Genomic DNA, 24,583 nt, shown 5'->3' with positions numbered 1-24,583 from the left:
CGTGACCACTATCGAAACACCCGCGAACGTCCCCGAGCCCACCGCCGGCGACGGCACCCCGCTGCTCGAAGTCCGCGATCTGCATGTGGAGTTCCACACGCGGGACGGCGTCGTCAAGGCGATCAACGGCGTCAACTACTCCGTCTCCGCCGGTGAGACGCTCGCCGTCCTCGGCGAGTCGGGCTCCGGCAAGTCGGTGACCGCGCAGGCGATCATGGGCATCCTCGACATGCCGCCCGGCAAGATCCCGCAGGGCGAGATCTTCTTCCGCGGCGACGACATGCTCCGCATGTCGGACGAGGAGCGGCGTAAGATCCGCGGCCGCAAAATGGCGATGATCTTCCAGGACGCGCTCTCCGCGCTCAACCCGGTGCTCAGCGTCGGCTACCAGCTCGGCGAGATGTTCCGCGTCCACCAGGGCATGTCCCGCAAGGACGCCAAGGCCAAGTCCATCGAGCTGATGGACCGGGTGCGCATCCCCGCCGCCAAGGCGCGCGTGAACGACTATCCGCACCAGTTCTCCGGCGGTATGCGCCAGCGCATCATGATCGCGATGGCGCTGGCGCTCGAACCGGACCTGATCATCGCGGACGAGCCGACCACGGCCCTCGACGTGACCGTCCAGGCGCAGATCATGGACCTGCTCGCGGAGCTTCAGCGCGAGTTCAACATGGGGCTGATCCTGATCACCCACGACCTGGGCGTGGTCGCGGACGTCGCCGACAAGATCGCGGTGATGTACGCGGGCCGGATCGTGGAGACCGCGCCGGTGCACGAGCTGTACAAGCGGCCCGCGCACCCGTACACCCGCGGCCTGCTCGACTCGATCCCGCGTCTGGACCAGAAGGGCCAGGAGCTCTTCGCGATCAAGGGGCTGCCGCCCAACCTGCAGCACATCCCGGCCGGCTGCGCCTTCAACCCGCGCTGCACCATGGCGCAGGACGTCTGCCGTACCGACGTGCCCGTACTGCACCAGGTGACGGAGCGGGACGGCGCGGAACTGGCCGGCCGCGGCAGCGCGTGCCACTTCTGGAAGGAGACGATCCATGGCTGAGATGAAGAAGAACGACGGGGCCGTGGCCGACTCGACGCCGAGCGTCTCCGACGTGGTCGCGAGCGACGCGAGCACCACCACCGAGGTGGAGGCCGTTCTCGACGCGCCGGTCGAGCGCGGCGAGCCGATCCTCCAGGTGCGGAATCTGGTCAAGCACTTCCCGCTGACCCAGGGCATCCTCTTCCGGCGGCAGGTCGGCGCGGTCAAGGCGGTCGACGGGATCTCCTTCGACCTCTACCAGGGCGAGACGCTGGGCATCGTCGGCGAGTCCGGCTGCGGCAAGTCCACGGTCGCCAAGCTGCTGATGACCCTGGAGACGGCCACCGCCGGCGAGGTCTTCTACAAGGGCCAGGACATCACCAAGCTGTCCGGACGCGCGCTGCACGCGGTGCGGCGCAACATCCAGATGGTCTTCCAGGACCCGTACACCTCGCTCAACCCCCGGATGACGGTCGGCGACATCATCGGGGAGCCGTACGAGATCCACCCGGAGGTCGCCCCGAAGGGCAGCCGCCGTCAGAAGGTGCAGGACCTGCTGGACGTGGTCGGGCTCAACCCCGAGTACATCAACCGGTACCCGCACCAGTTCTCCGGCGGTCAGCGGCAGCGCATCGGCATCGCCCGCGGTCTGGCGCTCAACCCGGAGATCATCATCTGCGACGAGCCCGTCTCGGCGCTGGACGTGTCCGTACAGGCGCAGGTCATCAACCTGATGGAGAAGCTCCAGGACGAGTTCAACCTCTCCTACCTCTTCATCGCGCACGACCTGTCCATCGTCCGGCACATCTCCGACCGCGTCGGCGTGATGTACCTCGGCAAGATGGCCGAGATCGGCACCGACCAGGAGATCTACGAGCACCCGACGCACCCCTACACGCAGGCGCTGCTCTCCGCCGTGCCCGTGCCGGACCCGGATGCCCGCGAGGGCCGCGAGCGCATCATCCTCACCGGCGACGTCCCGTCCCCGGCCAACCCGCCGTCCGGCTGCCGCTTCCGCACCCGCTGCTGGAAGGCGGAGGGCCGGTGCGCGGAAGAGGAGCCGCTGCTCGCGATCCCGAAGCGGTTCGCGACCACGGACTCGCTGGCGTCGCACGAATCCGCGTGCCACTTCGCGGAGGAGAAGGACGTGGTGGGCGCGGCGTAGCGCGTCGGATCGCATTGGTCGTCTCATAGGCCGCTCAACGTGTGTGGGGTTTCCCGGATTTACGATCCGGGGAGCCCCACACACGTTTGCGCACCGGGCTGTCGGTTTATGGGGAGGCGGGCGGCTCGTAGCGCCGCTTCTTCCGCCCTCCGGCGGGCCGCTCCCCCCACCCGTGCGGGCCGGGCGCCGCCGCCCGCCGGGTCCGAGGCGATATCCCCCTCAGCCTGTGGGCATGCCGATCTGGTCGCGTTCGAGCGCGGAGCGCAACTGCGAGATGGCCAGTAGGACAGCCGCCCCTGAGGGACCGTCGAGCGTGCCTCCGATCAGCTCGGCCAGCGCTTCGGCGACGGTCGCCTCCGCCGCGTCGGCGAGCCGCGAGCCGTCGTCGGTCAGGGCCAGCAGTGAGGACCGGCGATCGGCCGGATTCGGCTGCCGGACGGCCCATCCCCGCTTTTCCAGACGGTCGACGCCCTTGCTGGTCGCGCCGATGCCGATGGCGAATTCGGCGGCGAGGTCCGCCACGCGGGACCCGGGGTGGTCGCGCAGGTGGCGCAGGAACTCGAACTGCGAGGTGACGATCCCGTGCCGGTCACGGAGCCGGTCGTTGAGGGCGTTGTACAGACGCGTCTCGCAGCGGACGAGATCGGCGAAGAAGGCCGGGAGGTCGGCTGCGCCGCCGGTCGTCTTATATTCCATGGCATATAGTGTAACGGAAGCTACTTACGGCAGGAGTGCACCCATGAGCAAGGAACAGCGCGCCAAGGTCGACGCGATTCTGCGACAGCCGCGGCCCGAGGGCCCCCGGTCGGTGGACGAGCTCCGAGCCGGATTCAAGGCGCTGATGGCCCAGATGATCGTGCCGGACGACATCCGCGTCACGCGGACGACGCTCGGCGACCGGCGCGCACTGCACGTCGAACCGGATAACGGGCGCCGCGCCGGGACGATCCTGTACTTCCACGGCGGCGGTTGGGTGTTCGGCTCTCCTGAAACCGCCCTGTCGCTGACGGGGAACTTGGCGGCCAAGACCGGCTTCGCCGCGTACTCGGTGGACTACCGGCTCGCCCCTGAGCACCCTTTCCCCGCCGCGATCGACGACACCCTGAGCGCTTACCGCGCCCTCCTCGATGGCGGCGAAGGCCCCTCGGCCATCGCGTTCGCCGGCGACTCCGCCGGCGGCGGCCTCGCCGTCACCACCTGCCTCGCCGCCCGCGACGCGGGCCTTCCGCTGCCCGCTGCCATAGTGGCCTTCTCCCCGGGCCTCGACGCCACCCGGACGGGCGAGAGCATGGACACCAAGGAAGACGTCGACCCGATCTTCACCCGCCAGGCCGTCGAACGCACCGGGGCCATGTACCTCGCCGGAGCCGACCCGCGGCAGCCCCTGCTCAGCCCGGCCGTCCTCGCCGACCTGACCGGTTTCCCCCCGCTGCTGCTCCAGGCGGGCACCAACGAGATCCTGCTGGACGACTCCACGCGCCTGGCCGCGCGCGCCAGGGCGGCCGGAGTGGACGTCATCCTGGACGTCACCGCCGATGTGCCGCACGTGTTCCAGGCGTTCGCCGGCGTACTGGACGAGGCGGACGAGGCACTGGACCGCGCGGCTCTCTTCCTCAGCCAGCGCGTGCGCGCCGACAGCACGGCGCGCACGTCAGCGGAGTAGGGCGGGTCCTGTGCGCCGCCTGGTGCTGTTGTCGGTGGTAGAGATCGTGAACAGGCCGACGGGCGAGGTGAATTGGTGAGTCGGGGGAGGACGGCGACCTCTTGCGCGTCGGTGGGCGGTGTGCGAGGGGTCGCGGCCGTACGGGGCGAACGGTGAATAGGGTGAGGGTATGACGGAGAACGCTGCTGGTGCAGACGCGATGAGCCCGGTGGAGGCGCTGATAGTGGTGGACGCCCAGGTGGCGTTCATGTCGGGCGAGGAGGCGGTGCCGGCGGCAGCGGAACTGCTCGTACAGCTCAAGAGCCTCGTCACGAGGGCCCGCGAGGCCGGTGCGCTGGTCGTCCACCTCCAGAACGACGGGGCTCCGGGCACGGCGGACGAACCGGGCACGCCGGGCTGGGAACTGCATCTTCCGGTGGAGGCCGGCGCGCGGGAGACCGTGATCCGCAAGGAGGAGGACGACGGCTTCGAGGGGACGAACCTCGGGGATCTGCTGGCGAGGGAGGGGGTGCGGTCGCTGGCCGTCTGCGGCGTGATGTCCGAGATGTGCGTCCTGGCGACAGCACGCGCGGCCCTGGAACGCGACTACCGGGTGGTGCTTCCCCACGACGCGCACGCCACGTACGACATCCCGGCTGGCCCCGGCAGTGATGCCGTCCCCGCGGCGACGGCTTCGCGGGTGGCGGAGTGGGCACTGGGCGACGAGATCGAGATCGTGGCGAGGGCGGCGTCAGTTCCTTTCGCCAGGCCGTTCACGTCGCCTACGTCCGGAGAATGAACCACACCGCTTTGCCGGGCGACGCGGGGTCGCTCTCGTGGCTCTGCACGCCCCAGGCATCCGCACACGTCTGCACGAGCCCCAGCCCTCGCCCGTGTTCGTCCTCACGGGTGGGCGCATGCCGCTGCGGCAGGCCCGTACCGGTGTCCCACACGGCCACGTGCAGATCATGCGGAACCCAGTCGACGCTGACGTACGCGTCGGTCTTGCTGTAGCGGTACGCGTTGGTCGCCAGCTCGGAGACCAGCAACTCGGCGGTGTCGACGACGCAGTGGAGCCGCGCGGCTTTGAGAATGGCCCGAACCGTCGCCCTGACGATCCCGACCGCCCGGGGGTCGTGCGGGATGAACAGACCGTAGGACCAGGGTTCGTGGGGGTTGGGAAGCTCGGGGGGCTTGAGGGGCTCATTGGGCGTGCGCATGGCAGCCTCCAGGTGAGTGCAGTCTGTGACTGAAGCCACACTCAAGGTAGCGGGATCAGTTGTAAATTCACAACTCGATCGCTGAAAGTGGGAGTTGCGCAATACTGCTCCGTGGATCGAGGGAGGTGTCCGTGGGTCTGAGGGCCAACCCCACTTATCGCCAGCGCCGCTTTGGTGCGGAAGTTCGAAAGCTGCGCGAACGTGCGGGTCTGAATGTCGGCGAGAGCGCCGAGGTGATGGGCATGCACCAGTCACATATCAGCAACGTCGAGACGGGGCGTACCAACCTGTCGCCGGAGCGGCTGCGCGCGCTCGCCGGGGCGGCAAGTGGTGTGCGTGAGGAATACGTTGAGGCGCTGGTGGAAATGGCGCAGGCCACCGGTAAGGGGTGGTGGAGTACGTACCGCCACGATCTGCCGACTCCCCATCTGGACTTTGCAGAGCTTGAGGCGAGCGCGAATCGTCTTGACGCCTACGAACCGTTGTTCATCCCCGGTCTCTTGCAGACGCGGGAGTACGCGGCCGTCATCCACCGCGACGGGTACGGGCAAGGCTCCCCTGCGTGGCAAGACATCGCCATTGACTTCCGCATGCGGCGACAGAAAGTGCTCACTGAGGAGGGGGCTCCGCAACTGCATGTGATCACTCATGAGGCGGCTCTCCGCACATCGTTGGGCAACCGCGAGGTCATGCGCGACCAGTTGCTGAAGCTGATCGAGGTCTCACGCTGTCCCAATGTGACGGTGCAGGTGCTGCCGTTCGACGGCCCGGTGCCGTACGGCACCGCGTTCACCCTGGCCGAGCCGACTCTGCCGGAGCTTGGGACAGTCATGGTGCCCCAGGTCGATGGCTCGTTGTACCTGGGTGATGCAGATTCCCTTGCCCAGTACAACGAGACGTTCGCTAGGCTGGCAAGACTGGCTCTACCCGCAGTTGATGCTGGGATGGCACCGGAGGCGCATGTCCGTAAAGATTCACTTGGCCTGATCCAGCGACTCCTGTACCCCCTGCTCTAGGAAGGTTTCCATGGCACAGCTCCATTGGCGGAAGTCGAGCTTTAGTGAAGGCCATACCGAGGCGTGTGTCGAGGTTGCCGTCGATGAGGCCGGGACTTCCCATCTCCGCGAGAGCGACGATCCGGCGCGCGTCATCGCCACTACTCCCGCAGCGTTTCGCGCGTTCGTACGCGCTGTGCGGACGGATGCGTTGATAGGCGGCTGACTCCGTCTCCGAGGATGGGTGATCCAGATGTCGAGGCTTGGTTGGCGCAAGTCCACATTCAGCACTGGTGACGCGGAGAATTGTGTAGAGGTAGCTGTCAGCTCTGGCCTGACCTACTTGCGAGAGAGCGATGCGCCTGAGCGCGTGCTCGCCACTGCCCCCGCTGCGCTTCGGGCGCTGCTGCGGGCGGTCAAAACGGGCGCTGTGGGGCGAGGCGCTGACTGAGGGGCTGCCGGGTACCCGCGGTACCCGGCATTGGATGGGCCGACACCCAGGCCCGTTGTCAGTGGTCGCGAGTATGTTCGCTCGTATGGCGATGACAAGACCCTCCCAGCAGTGGCGCGAAGTGATTGCTGAGGAGGCACGGGGGTTGGCGGGCGGGGAACGGGGCCCGGAGGGCGACTGGTTGGCTCAGTGCGCGTGGCGGGAGTGGTGAAGGCTGTGGCTGTGAACAGCGATGGCCTTCGCGGAACGCTGGACCGCCTTGAGCGGTACTACGACGCCGTTCCCCGGTCCGGCGCCCGTGCTGAGGACTTCGGGCCGCTGACGCTGTTCGTACGGGAAGGGCAGGGGCAGGGCTGGCCCTACTACGCGCGCCCGACCCTGGGGCATCGCGGGCCGGTGAGCGTCGCAGACATCGGCGATGTGCGGGCGCGGCAGCGTGAGCTCGGGGTGTCGGAGAGCTTTGAGTGGGTTGCCGAAACCACGCCAGGGCTGAGGGCGGCGGTCGAGCGGGCGGGGCTGGTGGTGCATGAGCATCCCCTGATGGCGCTGGATCTGGACGCGGCGTCGCCTCCCGTCGCATCCGACGGGAACGCCGAGGGCATATCGGTACGGATAGTGGGGCCGGACGATCCGGCCTTGTCGAGCGCCCTCGCCGTCCCCTACTTGGCATTCGCCGACCCCGGTACGGCTGTGGGCGCGGCCGGCCCGGCCGAGTTGGACGAGTTGGTGGTGAGCCAGGCCGATGACGGTTCCGTGGAACGTATAGCGGGCCGTATCCGGGCCGGGCTGACCTGCGTGGCCGCGGCGGTGGCCGACGGAACGGCGTTGTGCGCCGGGCAGCATCAACCGGTGGGGGAGGTCAGCGAGATCGTCGGCGTGGGCACGTTGCCGTCGGCGCGCCGCCGCGGCCTTGGGATGAAGGTCACGGAGGCGCTGGTGGCGGATGCCGGGGCGCGTGGGGTGGAGACGGTGTTCCTGTCGGCGGGTGACGACGACGTCGCCCGGATCTACTCGCGGCTGGGCTTCCGCCGAGTGGGCACGGCTCTGATCGCCGAGCCCGCCGGGTAGTTCTCTGTCCGCGCTGTTCACGAGCATTGCCCGATTCGGCCGCCACCATGGTTGACTTTCCGTTGCGGAAAGCGCGTGGCGCGGTGGCCGAGTTCGGCTGTCCGGAACGCCGTTGGGAGAACGGGGAGCGCGTGGTGGGACACCGCAGCTGCGGTAACGGCCCAGGCCGCCGGAGCGGTCCGGCGGCTGTGGGGCCCGTTCACGAACGGGGAGCGCTCGACCGTACGGCCCGACAGGGCCCGGCGCCCGGCCCGGCTTCGCCCGACGCGACGCTGTCATCAGGTGGCGGGAACAGCGAGAACCGGCATGACCGCTGACCCGCCCCAGCCGCCGGGCCCCGGCCTCGACGAGGCGTTCCACAACACCACTCGACTGGCCATCGCGGCGTTCCTGTCCGCCTGCGCGGAGGCCGAGTTCGGGATGGTCCGCGACCACTGCCGGGTGTCCGACTCGGTGCTGAGCAAGGCTGCGGCGGCCCTGGAAGGCGCTGGGTACGCGGAGATCCGCAAGGGCTACGTCGGCAAACGCCCCCGAACGTGGCTCTCCCTGACCTCCACGGGCCAACTCGCCCTGTCCCAGCACGTCACGGCGTTACAGAGCATCGTCGCGGCGGCCCGAGAGGCCAACGTGAACGACGGGGACCGTACGCGCTGACGCCGGCCGGTCGCCGGGGCGGGCGGTGGTCCGGATGCCGAAGGCAGAGTCGCGCAGCTGAGCGTTTCAGCCGGGCTGGACCGTCACGAAGCATTCGGATCGTGGTCGATGAGGGACACATTGGATGCCAGGGCGCGGGCGGTGTCGGCGAAGTACTGCTCGTCGGCGCCAGGGGCGAGGCCGAAGGGGACGCCCTGGCTGAGGCCGACGAACAGTGCCCTGAGCGCGGTGGTCAGGCGTTGTGCCTGATGCGACGACACGACCCCTCCGTTGTGCCGCCTTCCGGTGAACAGCGCGATCAGATGGTTCTCCTGCGCCCGGACGGACGCGGCGAGCTGGGACCCCAGCTCAGGGTCGTGCAGGGCCATGTCCAGCAAGGTGATCTGGAGCGACAGGCGGGACAGCGCGTCCGGGGCGTCGCTGCTGCGCCGGTAGTGCCGGGCAAAGGCGTCGACCGCTTCCAGCAGATCGAGCCCAGCGGGGACCACCTGCTCGATCTCCTCGTAGTACGGCCGCAGATAGTCGGCGACCAGGGCGACCACCAGGCCGTTCTTGCTCCCGAACAGGGAGTAGACGGCACCGGTGGTCAAGTCGGCGCGTTCGGCGATCTCCTCAAGCCTGGCCCGGTACCCGTCCCGGGAAACGACCTGAAACGCGGCGTCCAGCAGCGCCCGGCGGTTGCGTTCCTTGGTCTCTGCCCTCGTCATTCTCATAACTTCATTATTGCCGTAATCTCGTTATGGAACCAGTCTGAACGCGCTTCGAGGAGGACGCTCATGGCCCAGGTTGTGACATCGCGGGTGACCCGTCAGATGGTGGGAGCAATCGCCGATGGCGTCTTCAAGGTGTTGCTCGCAGCCGTCTACATCGCCGGCGCCGCCCCGCTCGGCCGGCTGCTCGGCACGCCGGCCTGGCTGATGGCCGTCTCGGGCGTGGCCCTGCTGATCGGCGGTGGCATCGAGATCAGATACTTGCGCAGCCGGTCGATGCGCACGTGCACGCGACTCATGATTGCCTACGACAGCGGCTGGGCGTTGGCGAGCCTGGCCGGCCTCCTGTTGGTGTGGCAGGGCAACAGCGCCGGGGGCGAAGTCTGGATGGGCTACCAGACAGCCGCCCCCCTCGCGTTCGCCGCGCTGCTGATCGCCGCTGCCCCAGCGCAGATGACCTCGAACACTCACGCAGAGGGCGCCGCCCGTTGACGGCGAAGGCGACCGCCGTCGACCCGTACTGATGGATAGACCCTTCACCAGCGCGGTTCGTCCTCCAAGGGCGTGACAGGGGGCCGGCCTGAGCCGTCGGCGTGACACCGTCGGGCGGGCGGGCCCTAAATCGCGTGCGGCCCGCGCGTCGGCATGCTGGGATCGTTGGCTATGAACGCCCCCTTGCTCGGTGACGACGACCTGCCGGACCAAATGGAACGGAATCTGGCGGAACACGCCTGCCATCTGCATCGGAGCATGACGGGCGCGTCCGTCACGGAGACTGATGACCTCCTGGTCGCCGACAGCGGCCTGGACGACGACACCTTCAACATCGTTGCCGCCGCCCGCTTCACCGCCGCTGCCGCCCCGGCGCGGATCACCGAGACCGTCCGGACGCTGGCCCGTACCGGCCGCCGTTTCTCCTGGTGGGTCGGGCCGGCCTCAGAGCCGGCGGACCTCACCGCCCGGCTGGCGGCGGCCGGTCTGCCGCAGTCCGAACGCGAGACGGCCATGTGGGCCGAACTGGACGACACCCTGCCGCTACCCGCGGCTCAGGGACTGGACATCCAGAGGGTGACCACGCCCGGACAGCTCGCCGACTACTCCGCGGTGCTCGCCGCGAACTGGGACCCGCCCGCCGACACCGTCCGCCGCTTCTTCGCCCGAGCCGCCCCGCAGGCCCTGGCCGCGGACTGCCCGGCCCGCTACCTGGTCGGCTACGCGGAGGGCCGCCCGGTCTGTTCGGCCGAAGTGTTCTTCCACGCGGGGGTGGCCGGGATCTACAACATCTGCACCCTGGCCGCCCACCGACGGCGCGGCTACGGCGGTGCCATCACGCTCGCCGCACTCCACACGGCCCGCGACCGGGACCACCGCACCGCGGTCCTGCAAGCGTCCCCCGACGGCGAGCCCGTCTACCGCCGCCTGGGCTTCCGCTCCTGCGGCCAGTTCACCGAACACGCCATCACCCCTTGAGCCCCTTGAGCCTCCTGAACCGCCTGAACCGCCCGAACTCCACGAGCCGATCCGCGCAGACCGCGCGCTCTGCACAACGGTGCTGGTGACAGCTTCGGGGAGGGCTGAACGCCTACGCCGCCGCGGCGGGGTGGGGCTCACTGGTGGGCGCTGATGATGCCGCCGTTGCTGAGCACGATGTAGACGCCGTTGGCGTTCATACCGACGTCATGCCGGTCCGAGGTCTCCAGCGTGTCGACCACCTCGCCGCCGCGGCCGATGATCTGCGCGCGGAAGTGGAGCTCGCCGACCTTGGAGACCTTGGCGGTCCAGCCGCCCGCGAGCTTGAAGGTGCCCGGCCCCTGGTGTCCGCCGCCGAGCCAGGAGTGGACCTTGCCGTCCATACCGAGCTCGACGAACATGTCGTTGGCGTCGAGTCCGGCGTCGGCGTCGTTCGTCTCGATGGTGGCCAGGACGTCACCGTGGCCGATGAGCTTGGCGCGGTAGTTCTGGTCACCGGTCTTGTAGACGTGGGCCACGCTGCCGTCCGCCAGGGGCTGCTTGCTGACCGTGGCCCCCGTCCCCGTCCCGTTGCCGTTGCCGTTGCCGTCAGGGGCGGGCGCACTGTCCGGCCGCTCGTCCGCGGAGCCCGGCTTGGGACCGGTTTCGGAACCCGAGCCCGACTTGGGACCGGACTTGGCGTCGGCGTCCTTCGCCCCGGTGGAACCCGCGTTGCCGGACTCGGCGGCCTTGTTCATCTCCGTCTGGCTCGCAGCCTTCGTACCGCCGTCGTCCGAGCCGGAGCAGGCGGTCAGGCTGAGGCCGGCGGCCGCCGTAAGGGCCACGGCGGCGATCCGCAGGGTGCGGAGGCGGGCGGTGCGGGCAGTGGTCCTGGAGTGCATTTCGGTTCCCCCGGGGCAGTCGGTGGCGTTGTTTCCTCGGTACGTCCATAACTCTGACCGAGCCCGCTACCGCGAGGATGCCGCTCCGCTAACGTCCGGCTAATACGGCTGCGAGCAGGGAAAGAACGCCTGGTGGAAGCGGTTGCGCCCTTCGGCGATCCGGGGCTGACGCGGGCCGGTCCGCGCCGAATGAGGCCCTCGTCGTCGGCTGACGGCCCCGCTGTTCGGCGGTCAGCCGAGCGGTACGACGATTTCGCCGCCGTGACGGCCCGCTTCCGCTTCGTCCAGCATGAGCGCGGCCACGGAAGCCCGGGACATCCTCGGCGGCAGCAGAGGGCGTCGCAGGTCGGCCAGGGGCACGATGCGACGGTCCGGGCTGAGGGGACCGCCGGTCAGGTCCGGGGCGTGGAAGACGGCGGCGCCGGCGGCCAAGGCGATTCTGTCGGCAGCCGCCTTGGCGGTCAGCTCCTTGCCGACGGCCATCCGCATCACCACCTGGTAGATCCGGCCGCCCGCGCCGGTCGACACACCCGATCCCAGCGCGCCGAGCCACACCGTGCGGACCTGGGCCGCGGCGAGCAATTCGGCCCCGGCGGTCAGCGCGCCCAGGCCGTCGCCTTTGCCGACGCCGATGGCCGAGACGGCCGCGTCGACATCGCCCAGGTCGGGGAAGGTCTGCGGCGAGAAGACATCCGCCTGCCGGACGTCGACCCGGCGCGACACGGACGCGGTGATCTTGTCCGGGGTGCGGACGAGTGCCACGACCTGGTGCCCCCGCTCAAGAGCCTGCTCGACGAGGAGGCCGCCGACCCTTCCGGACGCGCCTAGAACTGCGATGCGCATGATGATCCATTCGCTGACTGAACAAGTGTTGGTGAGATGAGTAAACGAGTGTTGGTCATCCGGTGTCAAGGCGGGCGGGGCGGTAAAGTGAACAGCCGTTGCTGAATGCGTACGAGGTCGGAAGGGTGTCGGGATGCCGCCTCAGGAGCGGGCCGTTGCCCGCCGCCGCAACCCGCGAGGGCAGGGGCAGGTGCTCAAGGCCCAGCTCGTGGACGCCGCGGCGAAACTGCTGGCCACCCTCGACCGGCCGGAGACCCTGACCCTCCGGCAGGTCGCGCGCGAGGTCGGCGTGGCGCCGGCCAGCATCTACAGCCACTTCCCGGACCTGAGCGCGCTGATCCAGCACGTGCTGCGACTGCGCTACGCCGAACTGGCCCGTCTGATGAACGAGGCCGCCCAGTCCGTCCCCACCCCACTGGCCGACCTCGTGGCGCGGTGCGCGGCCTATGTGCACTGGGGGGTCGAGCAACCCGGCCACTACCGGACCCTGTTCGGCGGTCGGATGACCGCCGACCTCGTTTCCGGCTCGGACCACGGAGACGGAGCCGAACTGCTGGAGTCCGTCGTCGCTTCCCTGGCCGCCGTCGCCGGTCCGGAGCGGACGGGTTCCACGGTGGAGCGGCAGTGGCAGGCCGGGCTCATGCTCTGGACCGCGATGCACGGCCTGATCAGCCTCTACAACGACCATGGAAACCTCCCCTGGCCGCCCCTGGACGAACTGATCGCGGACCTGATCAGCCTGCACTCCGGCCGCCCGGCGGCCGATATCGCCGCACTTCTGCCACGCGGCGAGACGTAGACGGGGCAGGGAGTAGACGGGGGGCGAGGTGTAGACGGGGTGTGGGGGGCTGGCTGGAACGGTGGGCCAACAGACCGGTGGGCCAACTGGGCGATGGGGCCAACGGGCCGGCGGGGCCAGCGAGATCAGCAGGGCCGACGAGATCAGCGGGGCCAGTGGAACCGGCGGGGCAGGGGCAGGTGCCCTGGCTCGCGACCCGCACTTGCTGACCGTCGCGCCCCGGATGTCCCCGGCTCCGGGCTCTGTGCTCCGGGCTGCGCTCAGCGCGTGGTGCTGCTGTTGAAGAGCGACCGCGACCAGACGTAGCCGACCAGGGCGATACCGGCGCACCAAGCGAGCGCTATCCAGGCGCTGTTGCCGATCTCCGTGCCGGAGAGCAGTCCGCGCAGCGTCTCGATCATCGGCGTGAACGGCTGGTACTCGGCGAACCAGCGCAGCCCCGGCGACATCGAGTCGGCAGGTACGAACGCCGAGCCGAGGAACGGCAGGAACTGGATCAGCAGCGGCTTGTTGCTCGCCGACTCGACGGTCTTGGAGATCAGGCCGAGCGCCACGGACAGCCAGGTCACCGAGAAGGCGATGGCCGCCAGGAACCCGGCCGCGGCCAGCCACTCCAGCGGGGTCGCCCCGGACCGGAAGCCGAGGGCGAACGCGACGCCGACGACCGGCACGGTGCTCACCATCGTCTGGACGACGCTGCCGAGGACATGACCCGTCATGAAGGACGAGCGCGTGATGTTCATGGTGCGGAAGCGGTTGATGATGCCCTCGGTCATGTCGGAGCAGACCGCGATCGAGGTCGACATCGACCCGGCGGCCACCCCCATGATGATGATGCCGGGTGCCAGATAGTTCAGATACGCGTCCCGGCCGCCGCCCATGCCGGTGCCGATCGAGTCCCCGAAGGCGTAGACGAACAGCAGCAGCATCAGGATCGGCGTCATGGCGCTGCCGAGCCCCACGGACGGATAGCGGATCGCGTGTTTCAGGTTTCGCCGCAGCATCGTCATCGAGTCGTGCACGGCGTAGGTGAGGGTGCTCATCGCAGGGTCTCCTTCGGCTGGAGCGGGGCGCCGGCGCCGCCGTCGCCGGTCAGGGCGAGGAACACGTCGTCGAGGTCGGGGGTGTGCACGGAGAAGTCGGCGGCGCGGATACCGGCGGCGTCGAGCCGGTCGAGCAGGGCGCGCAGCGCGTCGAGCCCGCCGTCGCCCGCCACGCGCAGGGCGAACTCCTCATCGTCGCGGGCGGCCCCGGGGAAGGCGGCGGCCGCACGCTCGTACTCCTCGGGGCCGGTGAACCGTAGGCGTACATGGCTGCCGGGGATCTGCGCCTTGAGTTCGTCGGCGGTGCCCTCGGCGACGATCCGCCCGCCGTCCAGGACCGCTATCCGGTCCGCCAACTGGTCGGCCTCCTCCAGGTATTGCGTGGTGAGGAAGACGGTGACGCCGCCGGAGACCAGGGACCGCACGGTTTCCCACATGGTGCGGCGGCTGCGCGGGTCCAGCCCGGTCGTCGGCTCGTCGAGGAAGATCACCCGCGGGTCGCCGACCAGCGTCATGGCGAGGTCGAGCCGGCGCCGCATGCCGCCGGAGAAGAACGCGGCGCGCTTGTTCGCGACGTCCGCGATCTCGAACCTCTTCAGCAACTCCTTGGCCCGGACGCGTCCTTCGCGTTTGCCCAGGCGCAGCAGATCGGCCATGAGGAGCAGGTTCTCCTCGGCGGTGAGCAGGTCGTCGAGGGCGGCGAACTGCCCGGTGACGCCGATCGCGGCGCGTACGCCGTCCGGCGCCGCGGCCACGTCATGACCCGCGACCTGGGCCTGTCCGCCGTCGGCGGAGATGAGCGTGGACAGGATCTGCACGGTGGTGGTCTTGCCGGCGCCGTTCGGCCCCAGCAGCGCGAACACGGAGCCGGCCGGGATGCGCAGATCGATCCCGTCGAGGACGGTCTTGTCGCCGTACGACTTGCGCAGATCGGCGGTGGAGATCGCGGCGGGGGGCTGTTGGCCGTCGTATTGCGCAGAGTTAGACATGGGCATGACAGAAGAAGGCATGGGGTCCTCCCATTCGAAGGCGTGGTTTGCGGATCGACGGGTCGGCGGGTCGGCGGGTCGGCAGATCGGCGGGTCGGCGGATGCGCCGACGCGCGGGTTTGCGGATGCGTGGTCCGGGCGGCAGCGGGGCCGGGCGGTCAGGCGGCTCGGGCCCGGTGGATGTCGATGTTGCCGTAGTGGGTGTGGGCCCTGACCTCGACCGTCTCCTCGGTCTTCGCCGGCTTCCCGGTCGCGGCGAGCGCGCTGTGCACCTGGCCGGAGCGCGAGTCGACGTCGAGCCAGGCCGCCGTGGACTCGCGGATGCCGACCTCGATGGCACCGTAGGAGGTCTCCAACTGGACGGTGCCGCGGGCGACATCGGCGACGCGCAGGGTGCCGTGGGCGGTGGTGGCGGCGACCGAGCCCTCGGCGCGGTCGATGGAGATGTCGCCGTTGGCCCCGCTCACCCGCAGGTCGCCCCGGGCGTTGCCGACGGTCGTGGTGCCGTGTGAGTTCTTCAGGGTGGCGGTGCCGTCGATGGCGCCGACGCGCAGGCTGCCGGAGCTGGTGGTGATCTCGGCGGAGCCCTCGACGCGCTCCACGGTGATGTTGCCGTGGGCCGCGGTCAGGTACAGCGGCCCGGTGGTGTCGAGGCGGACGTCGCCCGACGAGGTCTCCACCCGGACCTCGCCGAGCCGGCCCTCGCCGTGCACCTGGGTCCAGGCGCCCACCGTCTCCATCTGTGAGCCCGTGGGCAGTTCGACCGTCACGTCCACGGTGCCGGTGCGTCCGATGAGATAGCGCTGCCTGGGCGTCCTGATGGTCAGCAGGCCGCTCGCGTACGTGACCTCGGTCTGCTTGGCCGCCCGTACGTCCTGGTCCTTCTCGGGGTCGCGGGGCCGCACCTCGACGACGGTGTCGGACCGGTCCCCGGCGAGGAACCGGATGGAACCGGCGTCCACGTGGGCGGTGGCGGAAATCATGGCGGGGGTGTCGAAAGAAGGCATGGCTGTCCCGTCCTCTTGGCTCTTCTAGCTCTTCTGGGGCTTCTGCGGTTTCTACGGCTTCCGGGCCTTCGCGGCTTCCTCTCCGCAAGGACGCGGTGCGAGGTTCGTGACGCCATAGTGGCATCACTTTGGCGTCATCGGCAAGCCCCTGCGGGGTGGATTGTGGATGACGCTCAAGAACGGGGCGTTGACCTGCGTGAACGCGTCGAAATCGAAGAGCGCCAATGCGGCGCCGGGTGGTGCATCGGCATGCCTGGCGCGCTCGGTGGCGTCACGTGGCGTCGCGTGGCGCCACTCGGTGCCGCGCACCGCGGCCCGGCGCGGCCCGACACTGGCGCGGCCCAGCGCGGCCCAGTGCGGCCCGGAGCCGGCGATGCCCGGCGCGGCCCGAGCCTGGCGCGGCCCGAGGCCGGCCCCGCGCTCCCGCCTCACGCGTACGGGGGGTTTCCGCAGGCGATGGCACACGTACGGCACCCATGAAGATGCACTGCGTAACCGCATGGGGTGTTATTTGGGCTTAAGCGAGTCCTGGGACCCGGAGGAGGCACTTCATGCGCGGAGCCACGCGCGCCAAGTGGGCCGTATGGGTGATGGTCGTCGCCCTGGCCGCGGCGGGCTGCGGGGGCGGCAGGAGCGTGGGGAAGGGCGGGGCCGTACGGGCCTCGTGGGGTGATCCGCAGAATCCGCTGGAGCCCGCGAACACCAATGAGGTCCAGGGCGGCAAGGTGCTGGACATGATCTTCCGGGGGCTGAAGAAGTACGACCCCAGGAGCGGCAAGGCCGTCAACGTCATCGCCGACCGGATCAAGACCTCGGACCAGCAGAACTTCACCGTCACCATCAAGGACGGCTGGACCTTCAGCAACGGCGAGAAGGTCACGGCGCACTCCTTCGTCGACGCCTGGAACTACGGGGCGGCACTCGGCAACAAGCAGAAGAACGCCTCCTTCTTCCAGTACATCGACGGCTACGACAAGGCCCACCCGGACTCGGGGAGTCCGAGCGCCAAGACGCTCTCGGGGCTGGCGGTCAAGGACGACAAGACGTTCACGGTCAAGCTCAACCAGAAGTTCTCCACCTGGCCCGACACGCTCGGCTATGCCGCGTTCTCGCCGCTGCCGAAGGCGTTCTTCGACGATCACGACGGCTGGATCAAGAAGCCCATCGGCAACGGCCCGTACAGCGTGCGCTCGTACGACAAGGGCACGGTGATGCGGCTCGCGAAGTGGGAGGAGTACCCGGGGGACGACAAGGCGCGGAACAACGGCGTCGAGCTGCGGGTCTACACCGACAGCAACACTGCCTACACCGATCTCCAGGCCGGCAACCTCGACCTCGCCGACGACATCCCGGCCCAGCAGCTCAGGAACGTCAAGGCCGACCTGGGCGACCGCTATATCAACCAGCCTGCCGGCATCCTCCAGACACTGTCCTTCCCGATGTACGACAAGGCGTGGTCCAAGAGCGGCATGGCGAAGGTCCGCAAGGGCCTGTCCATGGCGATCAACCGCAGGCAGATCACCGATGAGATCTACCAGAAGACCCGGGTCCCGGCCACGGACTGGACCTCGCCGGTGCTCAAGGCGGAGGGCGGCTACAAGGCGGGGCTGTGCGGGACCGTCTGCTCGTACAACGCCGACGAGGCAAAGCGGCTGATCACCGAGGGCGGCGGGCTGCCGGGCGGCAAGGTGACCGTCACCTCCAATGTCGACACCGGGTCGCACCGGGTGTGGATGGACGCGGTCTGCAACAGCATCAACAACGTCCTCGACAGCGAGAAGGCGTGCACGGTCAACCCGATCGGCACGTTCGCGGACTTCCGCAACAAGCTCGGCGGACACCAGATGACCGGCCCGTTCCGCACCGGTTGGCAGATGGACTACCCGCTGATCCAGGACTTCCTCCAGCCCCTCTACTACACCGACGCCTCCTCCAACGACGGGAAGTTCAGCAGCCCCGACTTCGACCGGCTGGTGGACAAGGCGAACGGCGAAAGCGACAAGGCGAAGGCGGTGTCCGACTTCCAGGACGCGGAGAAGGTGCTCGCGGAGCAGATGCCGGTGATCCCGCTCTGGTACCAGAACGGCAGCGCCGGCTACTCGGAGAGCATCAGCAACGTCGCGCTGAACCAGTTCAGCGTCCCGGTCTACAACGAGATCAAGGTCAACTGACCGCAGGCAGCCAGGGGTTCGGCGGGCCGCACCGCCCGCCGGGCCACCCCCTCCCACCACCCCCGGAGCCCCCATGGGACGCTATGTGATCCGGCGGCTGCTTCAGATGATCCCGGTGTTCATCGGCAGCACGTTCCTGATCTTCTTCATGGTGTACGCGCTGGGCGACCCCGTCGCCGCCCTCTTCGGCGACAAGGCGCCCGACCCCGCGACCGCCGCGCAGATCCGCAAGGACCTCTACCTCGACGAACCGCTGTGGAAGCAGTACCTGCACTACATGGGGCAGGTGCTGCAAGGGAACTTCGGCATCGCCTTCAACGGCCAGAAGGTCACCGAGCTGATGTCCACCGCCTTCCCGGTGACGCTGCGGCTCACCATCGTCGCGATCGTCCTGGAGATGGTCATCGGCATCGTGCTCGGCGTCTTCAGCGGGCTGCGGCGCGGGCGCGCGGTGGACACGACCGTACTGCTGCTGACCCTGATCGTCGTCTCGGTCCCGACGTTCGTCAGCGGCTACCTCCTCCAGTACCTGTTCGGCGTGAAATGGGAGACGGCAGCGGCCTCTGTGTCGCCCGAGGCGCCACTGGGCGAACTGCTGCTGCCCGGACTCGTACTGGCGCTGGTCTCGCTCGCCTACGTGACCCGGCTGACCCGTACGTCGATCGCCGAGAACGCCCGTGCCGACTACGTACGCACCGCCGTCGCCAAGGGGCTGCCGAGACGCCGGGTGATCACCCGCCACCTGCTGCGGAACTCGCTGATCCCGGTCGTCACCTTCATCGGCACCGACATCGGGGCGCTGATGGGCGGCGCCATCGTCACCGAGCGGATCTTCAACATCCACGGCGTCGGCTACCAGCTCTACCAGGGCATCCTGCGGCAGAACTCGCCGACGGTGGTCGGCTTCGTGACCATCCTCGTCATCGTCTTCCTGCTGGCGAACCTGCTCGTGGACCTCCTCTACGCCGTGCTCGACCCGAGGATTCGCTATGCCTGACCCGTACGTTCCCAAGGAAGCCGTCGCGCACGGCGACGGCGCCACCGCCAACCTCGCCATCGGCGAGGCCGAGTCGCTCGAAGGCACGCCGGGCGGCCCCGGCGGCGCGCCCGTAGACCCCTCCGTCAAGGCCCGCAGCCTCTGGTCGGACGCCTGGCACGACCTGCGCCGGAACCCGATCTTCATCATCTCCGCGCTGGTCATCCTCTTCCTGATCGTCATCGCGATCTGGCCGTCGCTGATCGCGAGCGGCAGCCCGTACAAGGCGGACCTCACCAAGGCGCAGCGCGGCGCCTCGCCCGGCCACCCCTTCGGCTACGACACCCAGGGCCGCGACGTCTACACCCGCGTCGTGTACGGGGCACGGGCGTCGATCACCGTCGGCATCTGCGCGACGGCGGGAGCGGCGCTGCTCGGCAGCGTGCTCGGCGGCCTGGCCGGGTTCTTCGGCGGCTGGTGGGACGCGCTGCTGTCGCGGATCGCGGACGTGTTCTTCGGCATCCCGATCATCCTGGGCGGCCTGGTCTTCCTGTCGGTGGTCACCAGCGGCTCGGTCTGGCCGGTGGTCGGCTTCATCGTGCTGCTGGGCTGGCCGCAGATCTCCCGCATCGCGCGCGGCTCGGTGGTGACGATCAAGCAGAACGACTTCGTACAGGCGGCGCGGGCGCTGGGCGCGGGCAACGGGCGGCTGCTGCTGCGGCACATCGCGCCGAACGCCGTCGCCCCGGTCATCGTCGTGGCGACCATCGCGCTCGGCACGTACATCGCGCTGGAGGCGACCCTGTCGTTCCTCGGCGTCGGACTGAAGCCGCCGACCGTCTCCTGGGGCATCGACATCTCGGACGCCGCGACCCGCATCCGCAACGCCCCGCACATGCTGCTGTGGCCGGCCGGCGCGCTGTCCATCACGGTGCTCGCCTTCATCATGCTCGGCGACGCGGTCCGCGACGCCCTCGACCCCAAGCTGCGCTGAGGAGACGCCGGATGACGACATCGCCGGACGACCGGACGACGACACTGCTGGACGTACGCGACCTCCAGGTCGAGTTCCGTACGAGGGACGGCGTGGCCAAGGCCGTCAACGGGGTCTCCTACAGCGTCGACGCGGGCGAGACCCTCGCGGTGCTGGGCGAGTCGGGGTCGGGGAAGTCGGTGACCGCGCAGGCCGTGATGGGCATCCTCGACTCCCCGCCGGGGTTCGTGACGGGCGGGGAGGTGCTCTTTCAGGGCGAGGACCTGCTGAAGATGGGGCGCGAGGCGCGCCGCAAGGTGCGCGGCGCCAAGATGGCGATGATCTTCCAGGACGCGCTCTCCGCGCTGAACCCGGTGGTCTCCGTGGGCGCGCAGCTCGGTGAGATGTACGAAGTGCACCAGGGCATGTCCCGCAAGGCGGCGCGGGCGAAGGCCGTCGAGCTGATGGACCGGGTGCGCATCCCGGCGGCGCGCGAGCGGGTCGGGGACTATCCGCACCAGTTCTCCGGCGGCATGCGCCAGCGCATCATGATCGCGATGGCGCTGGCGCTCCAGCCGGACCTGATCATCGCCGACGAGCCGACCACCGCGCTGGACGTGACGGTGCAGGCCCAGGTGATGGACCTGCTCGCGGAGCTCCAGCGCGAGTACAACATGGGGCTGATCCTGATCACCCACGACCTGGGCGTGGTCGCGGACGTCGCCGACAAGATCGCGGTGATGTACGCGGGCCGGATCGTGGAGACCGCGCCCGTGCACGAGTTGTACAAACGGCCGGCCCACCCGTACACCCGCGGCCTGCTCGACTCGATTCCCCGGCTCGACCAGAAGGGGCAGCAGCTCTACGCGATCAAGGGGCTGCCGCCCAACCTCGTCGCGATCCCACCCGGCTGCCCCTTCAACCCGCGCTGCCCGCGCGTACAGGACATCTGCCGTACGGACCGGCCGCCGCTGTACGAGGTCGCCGACGACGACGGCACGCCGCTGCCCGGCCGCGCCAGCGCCTGCCACTTCTGGAAGGAGGAGCTCGCCGATGCCTGAGCTGATGACGGGGGCCAAGGAGGAGCTCGCACATGCCTGAGCTGATGACGGAGGCCAAGGAGCTCGCCGATGCCTGAGCTGACCATGGAGAGCGAGGCGGCCCCGGCGCGTACCGAGCCGATCCTCGAAGTACGCGACCTCGCCAAGCTCTACCCGCTGACGCGCGGCATCGTGATGAGGAAGCAGGTCGGAGCGGTACGAGCGGTCGACACGGTCTCCTTCGGGCTGGCCCGCGGCGAGACGCTCGGCATCGTCGGGGAATCGGGCTGCGGCAAGTCGACGGTCGCGAAGCTGCTGGTCAACCTGGAGCGGCCGACGAGCGGGCAGATCCTCTACAAGGGCGAGGACATCACCCGCCTCTCCGGGCGCGCGCTCAAGGCCGTACGGCGCAACATCCAGATGGTCTTCCAGGACCCGTACACCTCGCTCAACCCGCGGATGACGGTCGGCGACATCATCGGCGAGCCGTATGAGATTCATCCGGAGGTGGCCCCGAAGGGAAGCCGTCGCAAGAAGGTGCAGGACCTGTTGGACGTGGTCGGGCTCAACCCCGAGTACATCAACCGCTATCCGCACCAGTTCTCCGGCGGCCAACGGCAGCGCATCGGTATCGCCCGCGGCCTGGCGCTGCGCCCCGAAGTGATCGTCGCCGACGAGCCCGTCTCCGCCCTGGATGTGTCCGTACAGGCACAGGTCGTCAACCTCCTGGAGCAACTCCAGGACGAGTTCGACCTGTCGTATGTCTTCATCGCGCACGACCTGTCCGTGGTGCGGCACATCTCCGACCGGGTGGCGGTGATGTATCTCGGGCGGCTGGCGGAGACCGGGACCGAGGACCAGATCTACGAGCACCCGACCCACCCGTACACCCAGGCGCTGCTCTCCGCCGTACCGGTGCCGAATCCGGAGGCGCGGGACCGGCGCGAGCGGATTCTGCTCTCCGGCGACGTGCCGTCCCCGGCCAATCCGCCGTCCGGCTGCCGGTTCCGCACCCGGTGCTGGAAGGCGGAGGCGCTGTGCGCGGAGGAGGTGCCGCTGCTGGCGGTGCCGGAGGTGTTCCGGGAGGGCGGCGGACCGGCGGCGCACGAGTCCGCGTGCCACTTCGCGGAGGAGCGGCGGATCGTCGATACGGGGAGGGGTGGGGGTGGTGGGCGTGGGGGGTCTGATGGGTCTGCCGGGCCGGGGCGTTCGGGGGCGTCTGCGGAGCCGCCGGCTGGTGGGTAGGTGTTCCCCGGCTGGCTGCTTGTGAGGGTGTGATGTTCCCAACTCGTTGTGGCCTGCGCCGAGTTTCGCGCCTGTCGTGATCTTGCCGTAGGCGCTTGCCGGGCGTACGAACGTGCCGTGCTCGCGTCTCATGCCTCGCTGCGGGGTGCGTCGGCGAGCAGCGGCCGGAGGTGGTCGTACGCCCAGGCGGCGAGCGTGGTCGGGGTCGTGGTGCGGACGGTGCGGAGCTGTTCGGGCACGAAGTCCTCGCGGAGGCCGGTGGACATCCCGAGTACGGCCTCCACCAGTCCGTCGGACATTCCGACCTGATGGAGCTGGGACCGCATGGCGTCGTCGGAGATCCGCTCCACGCCGATCCGCCGGCCGGTGGCGGCGGTGAGGATGTCGGCGACCTGGTGCCAGGTGAGGTCGGCGGCCCCGTGGACGGCCTGCACGCACCGCCCGGACCAGTCGCGGGAGAGCAGCCGGGCCGCCGCGACCTCGGCGATGTCGCGGGGCGCGACCCAGGCCATGGGCAGGTCGAGCGGCAGGATCACCTGGAGGGGCGCGCCGGCTCGCAGGGCGTCCAGTTGGAGTTCGAGATTGGTGAAGAAGTAGCCGCAGCGGAGGTGGGTGACGTCGATGCCCAGGCCGTCCAGCGCGGTCTCGGTGTGCGCCAGGCCGTCGATCTCACCGGCGCCTTCGCGCTTCTCGGCGCCGACGCTGCTCTGGAAGACGACGCGGCCGATGCCGTTGCCGGTGACGGCGCGGACCACGCTGCCGGTGGCGCGGCCGTAGTCGGCGAGGGGGTCCTCGCCGTCGGAGGGCGGGTCCACCCAGAACAGCGCGTCGACGCCTTCGGTGGCGGCGGCCACCGCGTCGGCGTCGTACTGGTCGACCTGTACGGCGTCCACCTCGTCCCGGATCTCGGGGGAGAGCCGGTCGGGATCGCGCAGCAGGACGCGCGGCCGGACCCCTGCGCGTACGAGGGCGGCGACGACGTGGCGGCCGACGTTGCCGGTCGGGGTGGTGACAGCGATTCGCATGATTTCCTCGCATCCTCATATTCGGCATATTCGGCATATTCGGCATATTCGGTACATGCGGTACATGCGGTGCCTCGGGTTCAGGTATGCCGGGCACTTCAGGCTAGGAGCAGAGGCGGCCGGAACCTGTCCGCCTCTCCGGGAACGGGAAGGCTGAGCACATGGAGCTCGACCCGACGACCAGGACGTTGACCTTGCTGACCCTGTTGCAGTCAGGGGGTGAATGGACCGCCGCCGAACTGGCCGAACGGCTGGGTACGAGCGTCCGTACCGTACGGCGCGATGCCCAGCGGCTCCGCCGGCTCGGGTACACCGTGGAGGCCCGGCCGGGGCCGGGCAGCGCCTACCGGCTGAGCCCCGGCGTCAAAGTCCCGCCGCTGCTGTTCACCGCCGACGAGATCACCGCGCTGGTGGCCGGACTGCATCTGATCCGCGCCTGGCTGCCCGAGGAAGCGGTGGCGTCGAGCGCCCTGCTCAAGCTCGACCAGGTGCTGCCGCGGCCGCTGCGCCGCCGCGCGGCCGCGACCGACCTCGCGACCGAGGTGTTGCAGCAGCCCGGCGCGGCGGTCGAGGCGGCGACGGTCGGTGTGATCGCCGACGCGGTGGCCGGGGACGGGAGGGTGCGGTTCCGCTACGTCGACCAGCACGGCCGGCCGTCGACCCGCTTGGTCGAGCCGTACCGCCACTTTCTGCGGGCCGGGCAGTGGTATCTGGTGGGCTTCGATGTCGACCGGGACGACTGGCGTACGTTCCGCCTCGATCGCATCTCCGACATCTCGGCGGTGGAGGGCGTCTACCGGCCCCACGCATTCCCTGACGAGTCCATTGAGCACTGGCTGACCACCGACTTCGGCCGCGCGCCTTCGCCTTCCTCGGGTTCTCCCGACTCTTCCGCTCCTCCCGGTTCTTCCGCTTCGCCGGGTTCTTCCGGTGAGCGCGCTCGGTGACCCTCCGTTACCGAATGGCTCGGCGTGCGGGCGGGTGCAGCCGGCGGGTCCCTCCCGCTCGCCCGGACAGGGTCGCGCGTTCCCGCTGAGGGCGGCCGATGGGGCAGAACCGCCTGCGCAGCCGGGCATAGTTGGGCCCTGGGCCGACAAAACGTGCTTAATGCCCAGGAGTTGGCGGCGGAGGCCGAATAGAGGGGTACGGGTGGGGCAGATGTGCCCCAGGGGAGTCGCCTGGG

27 protein-coding genes are annotated in these 24,583 nt (G+C 69.4%); 18 read left to right on the top strand and 9 right to left on the bottom strand.

The genetic code is table 11. From position 1 onward, the window contains the following. Position 1: 1 nt before the first annotated feature. A complete protein-coding gene (locus AB0I22_RS03670) occupies positions 2-1,054 on the top strand; it encodes an ABC transporter ATP-binding protein (RefSeq protein WP_363128953.1) in 1,053 nt (350 codons plus the stop codon). Beyond that, the gene (locus AB0I22_RS03665) at positions 1,047-2,198 is read left to right on the top strand and encodes a dipeptide ABC transporter ATP-binding protein (protein WP_363128952.1); all 1,152 of its coding nucleotides are present in this window, start codon (positions 1,047-1,049) and stop codon (positions 2,196-2,198) included. The genes AB0I22_RS03670 and AB0I22_RS03665 overlap by 8 nt, the downstream gene beginning before the upstream one ends. Positions 2,199-2,417: 219 nt before the next feature. Here the strand turns inward: AB0I22_RS03665 and AB0I22_RS03660 are convergent, their stop codons facing one another. Continuing rightward, the gene (locus AB0I22_RS03660) at positions 2,418-2,894 is read right to left on the bottom strand and encodes a MarR family transcriptional regulator (RefSeq protein WP_363128951.1); all 477 of its coding nucleotides are present in this window, start codon (positions 2,892-2,894) and stop codon (positions 2,418-2,420) included. A gap of 43 nt (positions 2,895-2,937) precedes the next feature. Between AB0I22_RS03660 and AB0I22_RS03655 the strand changes: the two genes are divergently transcribed. Together AB0I22_RS03655 and AB0I22_RS03650 are read left to right on the top strand one after the other, a co-directional pair. Further along, positions 2,938-3,861, top strand: coding sequence for an alpha/beta hydrolase (locus tag AB0I22_RS03655; protein WP_363128950.1), 924 nt, complete (start codon positions 2,938-2,940; stop codon positions 3,859-3,861). A 169-nt stretch (positions 3,862-4,030) separates the two neighbouring features. After that, a complete protein-coding gene (locus AB0I22_RS03650) occupies positions 4,031-4,639 on the top strand; it encodes an isochorismatase family protein (protein ID WP_363128949.1) in 609 nt (202 codons plus the stop codon). Here the strand turns inward: AB0I22_RS03650 and AB0I22_RS03645 are convergent. Beyond that, on the bottom strand, positions 4,623-5,060 hold the full coding sequence (locus tag AB0I22_RS03645; protein ID WP_363128948.1) for an ATP-binding protein: 438 nt from the start codon (positions 5,058-5,060) through the stop codon (positions 4,623-4,625). The two genes, AB0I22_RS03650 and AB0I22_RS03645, sit on opposite strands and share 17 nt — an antisense overlap. A 131-nt stretch (positions 5,061-5,191) precedes the next feature. Between AB0I22_RS03645 and AB0I22_RS03640 the strand changes: the two genes are divergently transcribed. From AB0I22_RS03640 to AB0I22_RS03620, 5 genes are all read left to right on the top strand, one after another. Further along, entirely contained in the window at positions 5,192-6,076 is an 885-nt protein-coding gene (locus AB0I22_RS03640) for a helix-turn-helix transcriptional regulator (RefSeq protein WP_363128947.1), read from the top strand. A gap of 10 nt (positions 6,077-6,086) precedes the next feature. Next, positions 6,087-6,281, top strand: coding sequence for a DUF397 domain-containing protein (locus tag AB0I22_RS03635; RefSeq protein ID WP_363128946.1), 195 nt, complete (start codon positions 6,087-6,089; stop codon positions 6,279-6,281). A gap of 27 nt (positions 6,282-6,308) precedes the next feature. Then, positions 6,309-6,506, top strand: a complete 198-nt coding sequence (locus AB0I22_RS03630) for a DUF397 domain-containing protein (protein WP_363129100.1) — start codon at positions 6,309-6,311, stop codon at positions 6,504-6,506. 222 nt (positions 6,507-6,728) lie between these two features. Beyond that, positions 6,729-7,574, top strand: a complete 846-nt coding sequence (locus tag AB0I22_RS03625; RefSeq protein ID WP_363128945.1) for a GNAT family N-acetyltransferase — start codon at positions 6,729-6,731, stop codon at positions 7,572-7,574. Positions 7,575-7,880: 306 nt separating this feature from the next. Continuing rightward, complete coding sequence (locus tag AB0I22_RS03620) at positions 7,881-8,228, top strand: transcriptional regulator (protein ID WP_363128944.1); 348 nt, start codon at positions 7,881-7,883, stop codon at positions 8,226-8,228. An 83-nt stretch (positions 8,229-8,311) separates the two neighbouring features. Here the strand turns inward: AB0I22_RS03620 and AB0I22_RS03615 are convergent, their stop codons facing one another. Further along, on the bottom strand, positions 8,312-8,935 hold the full coding sequence (locus AB0I22_RS03615; protein ID WP_363128942.1) for a TetR/AcrR family transcriptional regulator: 624 nt from the start codon (positions 8,933-8,935) through the stop codon (positions 8,312-8,314). 69 nt (positions 8,936-9,004) lie between these two features. On the opposite strand from AB0I22_RS03615, the gene AB0I22_RS03610 reads away from it, so the two are divergent. Continuing rightward, positions 9,005-9,430 carry a hypothetical protein gene (locus AB0I22_RS03610; protein ID WP_363128941.1) on the top strand — a complete coding sequence of 142 codons (426 nt, stop codon included), beginning with the start codon at positions 9,005-9,007 and terminating at the stop codon, positions 9,428-9,430. Between the two features lie 213 nt (positions 9,431-9,643). Further along, positions 9,644-10,408, top strand: a complete 765-nt coding sequence (locus AB0I22_RS03605; RefSeq protein ID WP_363129099.1) for a GNAT family N-acetyltransferase — start codon at positions 9,644-9,646, stop codon at positions 10,406-10,408. A gap of 137 nt (positions 10,409-10,545) precedes the next feature. On the opposite strand, the gene AB0I22_RS03600 is transcribed toward AB0I22_RS03605, so the two are convergent. Together AB0I22_RS03600 and AB0I22_RS03595 are read right to left on the bottom strand one after the other, a co-directional pair. Further along, complete coding sequence (locus tag AB0I22_RS03600) at positions 10,546-11,289, bottom strand: hypothetical protein (protein ID WP_363128940.1); 744 nt, start codon at positions 11,287-11,289, stop codon at positions 10,546-10,548. Positions 11,290-11,520: 231 nt separating this feature from the next. Continuing rightward, positions 11,521-12,132 carry an NAD(P)H-binding protein gene (locus AB0I22_RS03595; RefSeq protein WP_363128939.1) on the bottom strand — a complete coding sequence of 204 codons (612 nt, stop codon included), beginning with the start codon at positions 12,130-12,132 and terminating at the stop codon, positions 11,521-11,523. Positions 12,133-12,265: 133 nt separating this feature from the next. Here AB0I22_RS03595 and AB0I22_RS03590 point away from each other — a divergent pair, with 133 nt between their 5' ends. Next, on the top strand, positions 12,266-12,931 hold the full coding sequence (locus tag AB0I22_RS03590; protein WP_363128938.1) for a TetR/AcrR family transcriptional regulator: 666 nt from the start codon (positions 12,266-12,268) through the stop codon (positions 12,929-12,931). A 260-nt stretch (positions 12,932-13,191) separates the two neighbouring features. On the opposite strand, the gene AB0I22_RS03585 is transcribed toward AB0I22_RS03590, so the two are convergent. From AB0I22_RS03585 to AB0I22_RS03575, 3 genes are all read right to left on the bottom strand, one after another. Beyond that, positions 13,192-13,974 (bottom strand): ABC transporter permease, encoded by a 783-nt coding sequence (locus AB0I22_RS03585; protein WP_363128937.1) that lies wholly within the window; start codon positions 13,972-13,974, stop codon positions 13,192-13,194. Next, positions 13,971-14,963, bottom strand: a complete 993-nt coding sequence (locus AB0I22_RS03580) for an ATP-binding cassette domain-containing protein (RefSeq protein ID WP_363128936.1) — start codon at positions 14,961-14,963, stop codon at positions 13,971-13,973. Before AB0I22_RS03580 ends, AB0I22_RS03585 begins: the two co-directional genes overlap by 4 nt. A gap of 158 nt (positions 14,964-15,121) precedes the next feature. Next, a complete protein-coding gene (locus tag AB0I22_RS03575) occupies positions 15,122-15,970 on the bottom strand; it encodes a DUF4097 family beta strand repeat-containing protein (RefSeq protein WP_363128935.1) in 849 nt (282 codons plus the stop codon). 551 nt (positions 15,971-16,521) lie between these two features. On the opposite strand from AB0I22_RS03575, the gene AB0I22_RS03570 reads away from it, so the two are divergent. From AB0I22_RS03570 to AB0I22_RS03550, 5 genes are all read left to right on the top strand, one after another. After that, the gene (locus tag AB0I22_RS03570) at positions 16,522-18,141 is read left to right on the top strand and encodes an ABC transporter substrate-binding protein (RefSeq protein WP_363128934.1); all 1,620 of its coding nucleotides are present in this window, start codon (positions 16,522-16,524) and stop codon (positions 18,139-18,141) included. Positions 18,142-18,214: 73 nt separating this feature from the next. Further along, on the top strand, positions 18,215-19,138 hold the full coding sequence (locus AB0I22_RS03565) for an ABC transporter permease (RefSeq protein ID WP_363128933.1): 924 nt from the start codon (positions 18,215-18,217) through the stop codon (positions 19,136-19,138). Beyond that, on the top strand, positions 19,131-20,111 hold the full coding sequence (locus AB0I22_RS03560; RefSeq protein WP_363128932.1) for an ABC transporter permease: 981 nt from the start codon (positions 19,131-19,133) through the stop codon (positions 20,109-20,111). The genes AB0I22_RS03565 and AB0I22_RS03560 overlap by 8 nt, the downstream gene beginning before the upstream one ends. Positions 20,112-20,122: 11 nt before the next feature. Next, entirely contained in the window at positions 20,123-21,151 is a 1,029-nt protein-coding gene (locus AB0I22_RS03555) for an ABC transporter ATP-binding protein (protein ID WP_363128931.1), read from the top strand. A 69-nt stretch (positions 21,152-21,220) separates the two neighbouring features. Next, positions 21,221-22,375, top strand: a complete 1,155-nt coding sequence (locus tag AB0I22_RS03550; RefSeq protein ID WP_363128930.1) for a dipeptide ABC transporter ATP-binding protein — start codon at positions 21,221-21,223, stop codon at positions 22,373-22,375. A 128-nt stretch (positions 22,376-22,503) separates the two neighbouring features. Here AB0I22_RS03550 and AB0I22_RS03545 read toward each other — a convergent pair whose 3' ends face one another. Continuing rightward, positions 22,504-23,400, bottom strand: a complete 897-nt coding sequence (locus AB0I22_RS03545; protein WP_363128929.1) for an NAD(P)H-binding protein — start codon at positions 23,398-23,400, stop codon at positions 22,504-22,506. Between the two features lie 161 nt (positions 23,401-23,561). Between AB0I22_RS03545 and AB0I22_RS03540 the strand changes: the two genes are divergently transcribed. Beyond that, positions 23,562-24,347 carry a WYL domain-containing protein gene (locus AB0I22_RS03540; protein ID WP_363128928.1) on the top strand — a complete coding sequence of 262 codons (786 nt, stop codon included), beginning with the start codon at positions 23,562-23,564 and terminating at the stop codon, positions 24,345-24,347. Positions 24,348-24,583 lie beyond the last annotated feature (236 nt).

This window comes from Streptomyces sp. NPDC050610, from assembly GCF_040654875.1.
Taxonomy (GTDB): Bacteria; Actinomycetota; Actinomycetes; order Streptomycetales; family Streptomycetaceae; genus Streptomyces.
This window is presented reverse-complemented; position numbering and strand designations above follow the sequence as displayed.

Bases quoted from the DNA above. Each gene is read 5' to 3' on its own strand.
- AB0I22_RS03620 (WP_363128944.1), top strand. From the start codon at position 7,881: ATGACCGCTGACCCGCCCCAGCCGCCGGGCCCCGGCCTCGACGAGGCG.
- AB0I22_RS03655 (WP_363128950.1), top strand. From the start codon at position 2,938: ATGAGCAAGGAACAGCGCGCCAAGGTCGACGCGATTCTGCGACAGCCG.
- AB0I22_RS03615 (WP_363128942.1), bottom strand. From the start codon at position 8,935: ATGACGAGGGCAGAGACCAAGGAACGCAACCGCCGGGCGCTGCTGGAC.
- AB0I22_RS03550 (WP_363128930.1), top strand. From the start codon at position 21,221: ATGCCTGAGCTGACCATGGAGAGCGAGGCGGCCCCGGCGCGTACCGAG.
- AB0I22_RS03575 (WP_363128935.1), bottom strand. From the start codon at position 15,970: ATGCCTTCTTTCGACACCCCCGCCATGATTTCCGCCACCGCCCACGTG.
- AB0I22_RS03595 (WP_363128939.1), bottom strand. From the start codon at position 12,132: ATGCGCATCGCAGTTCTAGGCGCGTCCGGAAGGGTCGGCGGCCTCCTC.
- AB0I22_RS03565 (WP_363128933.1), top strand. From the start codon at position 18,215: ATGGGACGCTATGTGATCCGGCGGCTGCTTCAGATGATCCCGGTGTTC.
- AB0I22_RS03605 (WP_363129099.1), top strand. From the start codon at position 9,644: ATGGAACGGAATCTGGCGGAACACGCCTGCCATCTGCATCGGAGCATG.
- AB0I22_RS03585 (WP_363128937.1), bottom strand. From the start codon at position 13,974: ATGAGCACCCTCACCTACGCCGTGCACGACTCGATGACGATGCTGCGG.
- AB0I22_RS03650 (WP_363128949.1), top strand. From the start codon at position 4,031: ATGACGGAGAACGCTGCTGGTGCAGACGCGATGAGCCCGGTGGAGGCG.
- AB0I22_RS03590 (WP_363128938.1), top strand. From the start codon at position 12,266: ATGCCGCCTCAGGAGCGGGCCGTTGCCCGCCGCCGCAACCCGCGAGGG.
- AB0I22_RS03555 (WP_363128931.1), top strand. From the start codon at position 20,123: ATGACGACATCGCCGGACGACCGGACGACGACACTGCTGGACGTACGC.
- AB0I22_RS03630 (WP_363129100.1), top strand. From the start codon at position 6,309: ATGTCGAGGCTTGGTTGGCGCAAGTCCACATTCAGCACTGGTGACGCG.
- AB0I22_RS03560 (WP_363128932.1), top strand. From the start codon at position 19,131: ATGCCTGACCCGTACGTTCCCAAGGAAGCCGTCGCGCACGGCGACGGC.
- AB0I22_RS03570 (WP_363128934.1), top strand. From the start codon at position 16,522: ATGCGCGGAGCCACGCGCGCCAAGTGGGCCGTATGGGTGATGGTCGTC.
- AB0I22_RS03660 (WP_363128951.1), bottom strand. From the start codon at position 2,894: ATGGAATATAAGACGACCGGCGGCGCAGCCGACCTCCCGGCCTTCTTC.
- AB0I22_RS03635 (WP_363128946.1), top strand. From the start codon at position 6,087: ATGGCACAGCTCCATTGGCGGAAGTCGAGCTTTAGTGAAGGCCATACC.
- AB0I22_RS03600 (WP_363128940.1), bottom strand. From the start codon at position 11,289: ATGCACTCCAGGACCACTGCCCGCACCGCCCGCCTCCGCACCCTGCGG.
- AB0I22_RS03580 (WP_363128936.1), bottom strand. From the start codon at position 14,963: ATGTCTAACTCTGCGCAATACGACGGCCAACAGCCCCCCGCCGCGATC.
- AB0I22_RS03645 (WP_363128948.1), bottom strand. From the start codon at position 5,060: ATGCGCACGCCCAATGAGCCCCTCAAGCCCCCCGAGCTTCCCAACCCC.
- AB0I22_RS03540 (WP_363128928.1), top strand. From the start codon at position 23,562: ATGGAGCTCGACCCGACGACCAGGACGTTGACCTTGCTGACCCTGTTG.
- AB0I22_RS03545 (WP_363128929.1), bottom strand. From the start codon at position 23,400: ATGCGAATCGCTGTCACCACCCCGACCGGCAACGTCGGCCGCCACGTC.
- AB0I22_RS03665 (WP_363128952.1), top strand. From the start codon at position 1,047: ATGGCTGAGATGAAGAAGAACGACGGGGCCGTGGCCGACTCGACGCCG.
- AB0I22_RS03610 (WP_363128941.1), top strand. From the start codon at position 9,005: ATGGCCCAGGTTGTGACATCGCGGGTGACCCGTCAGATGGTGGGAGCA.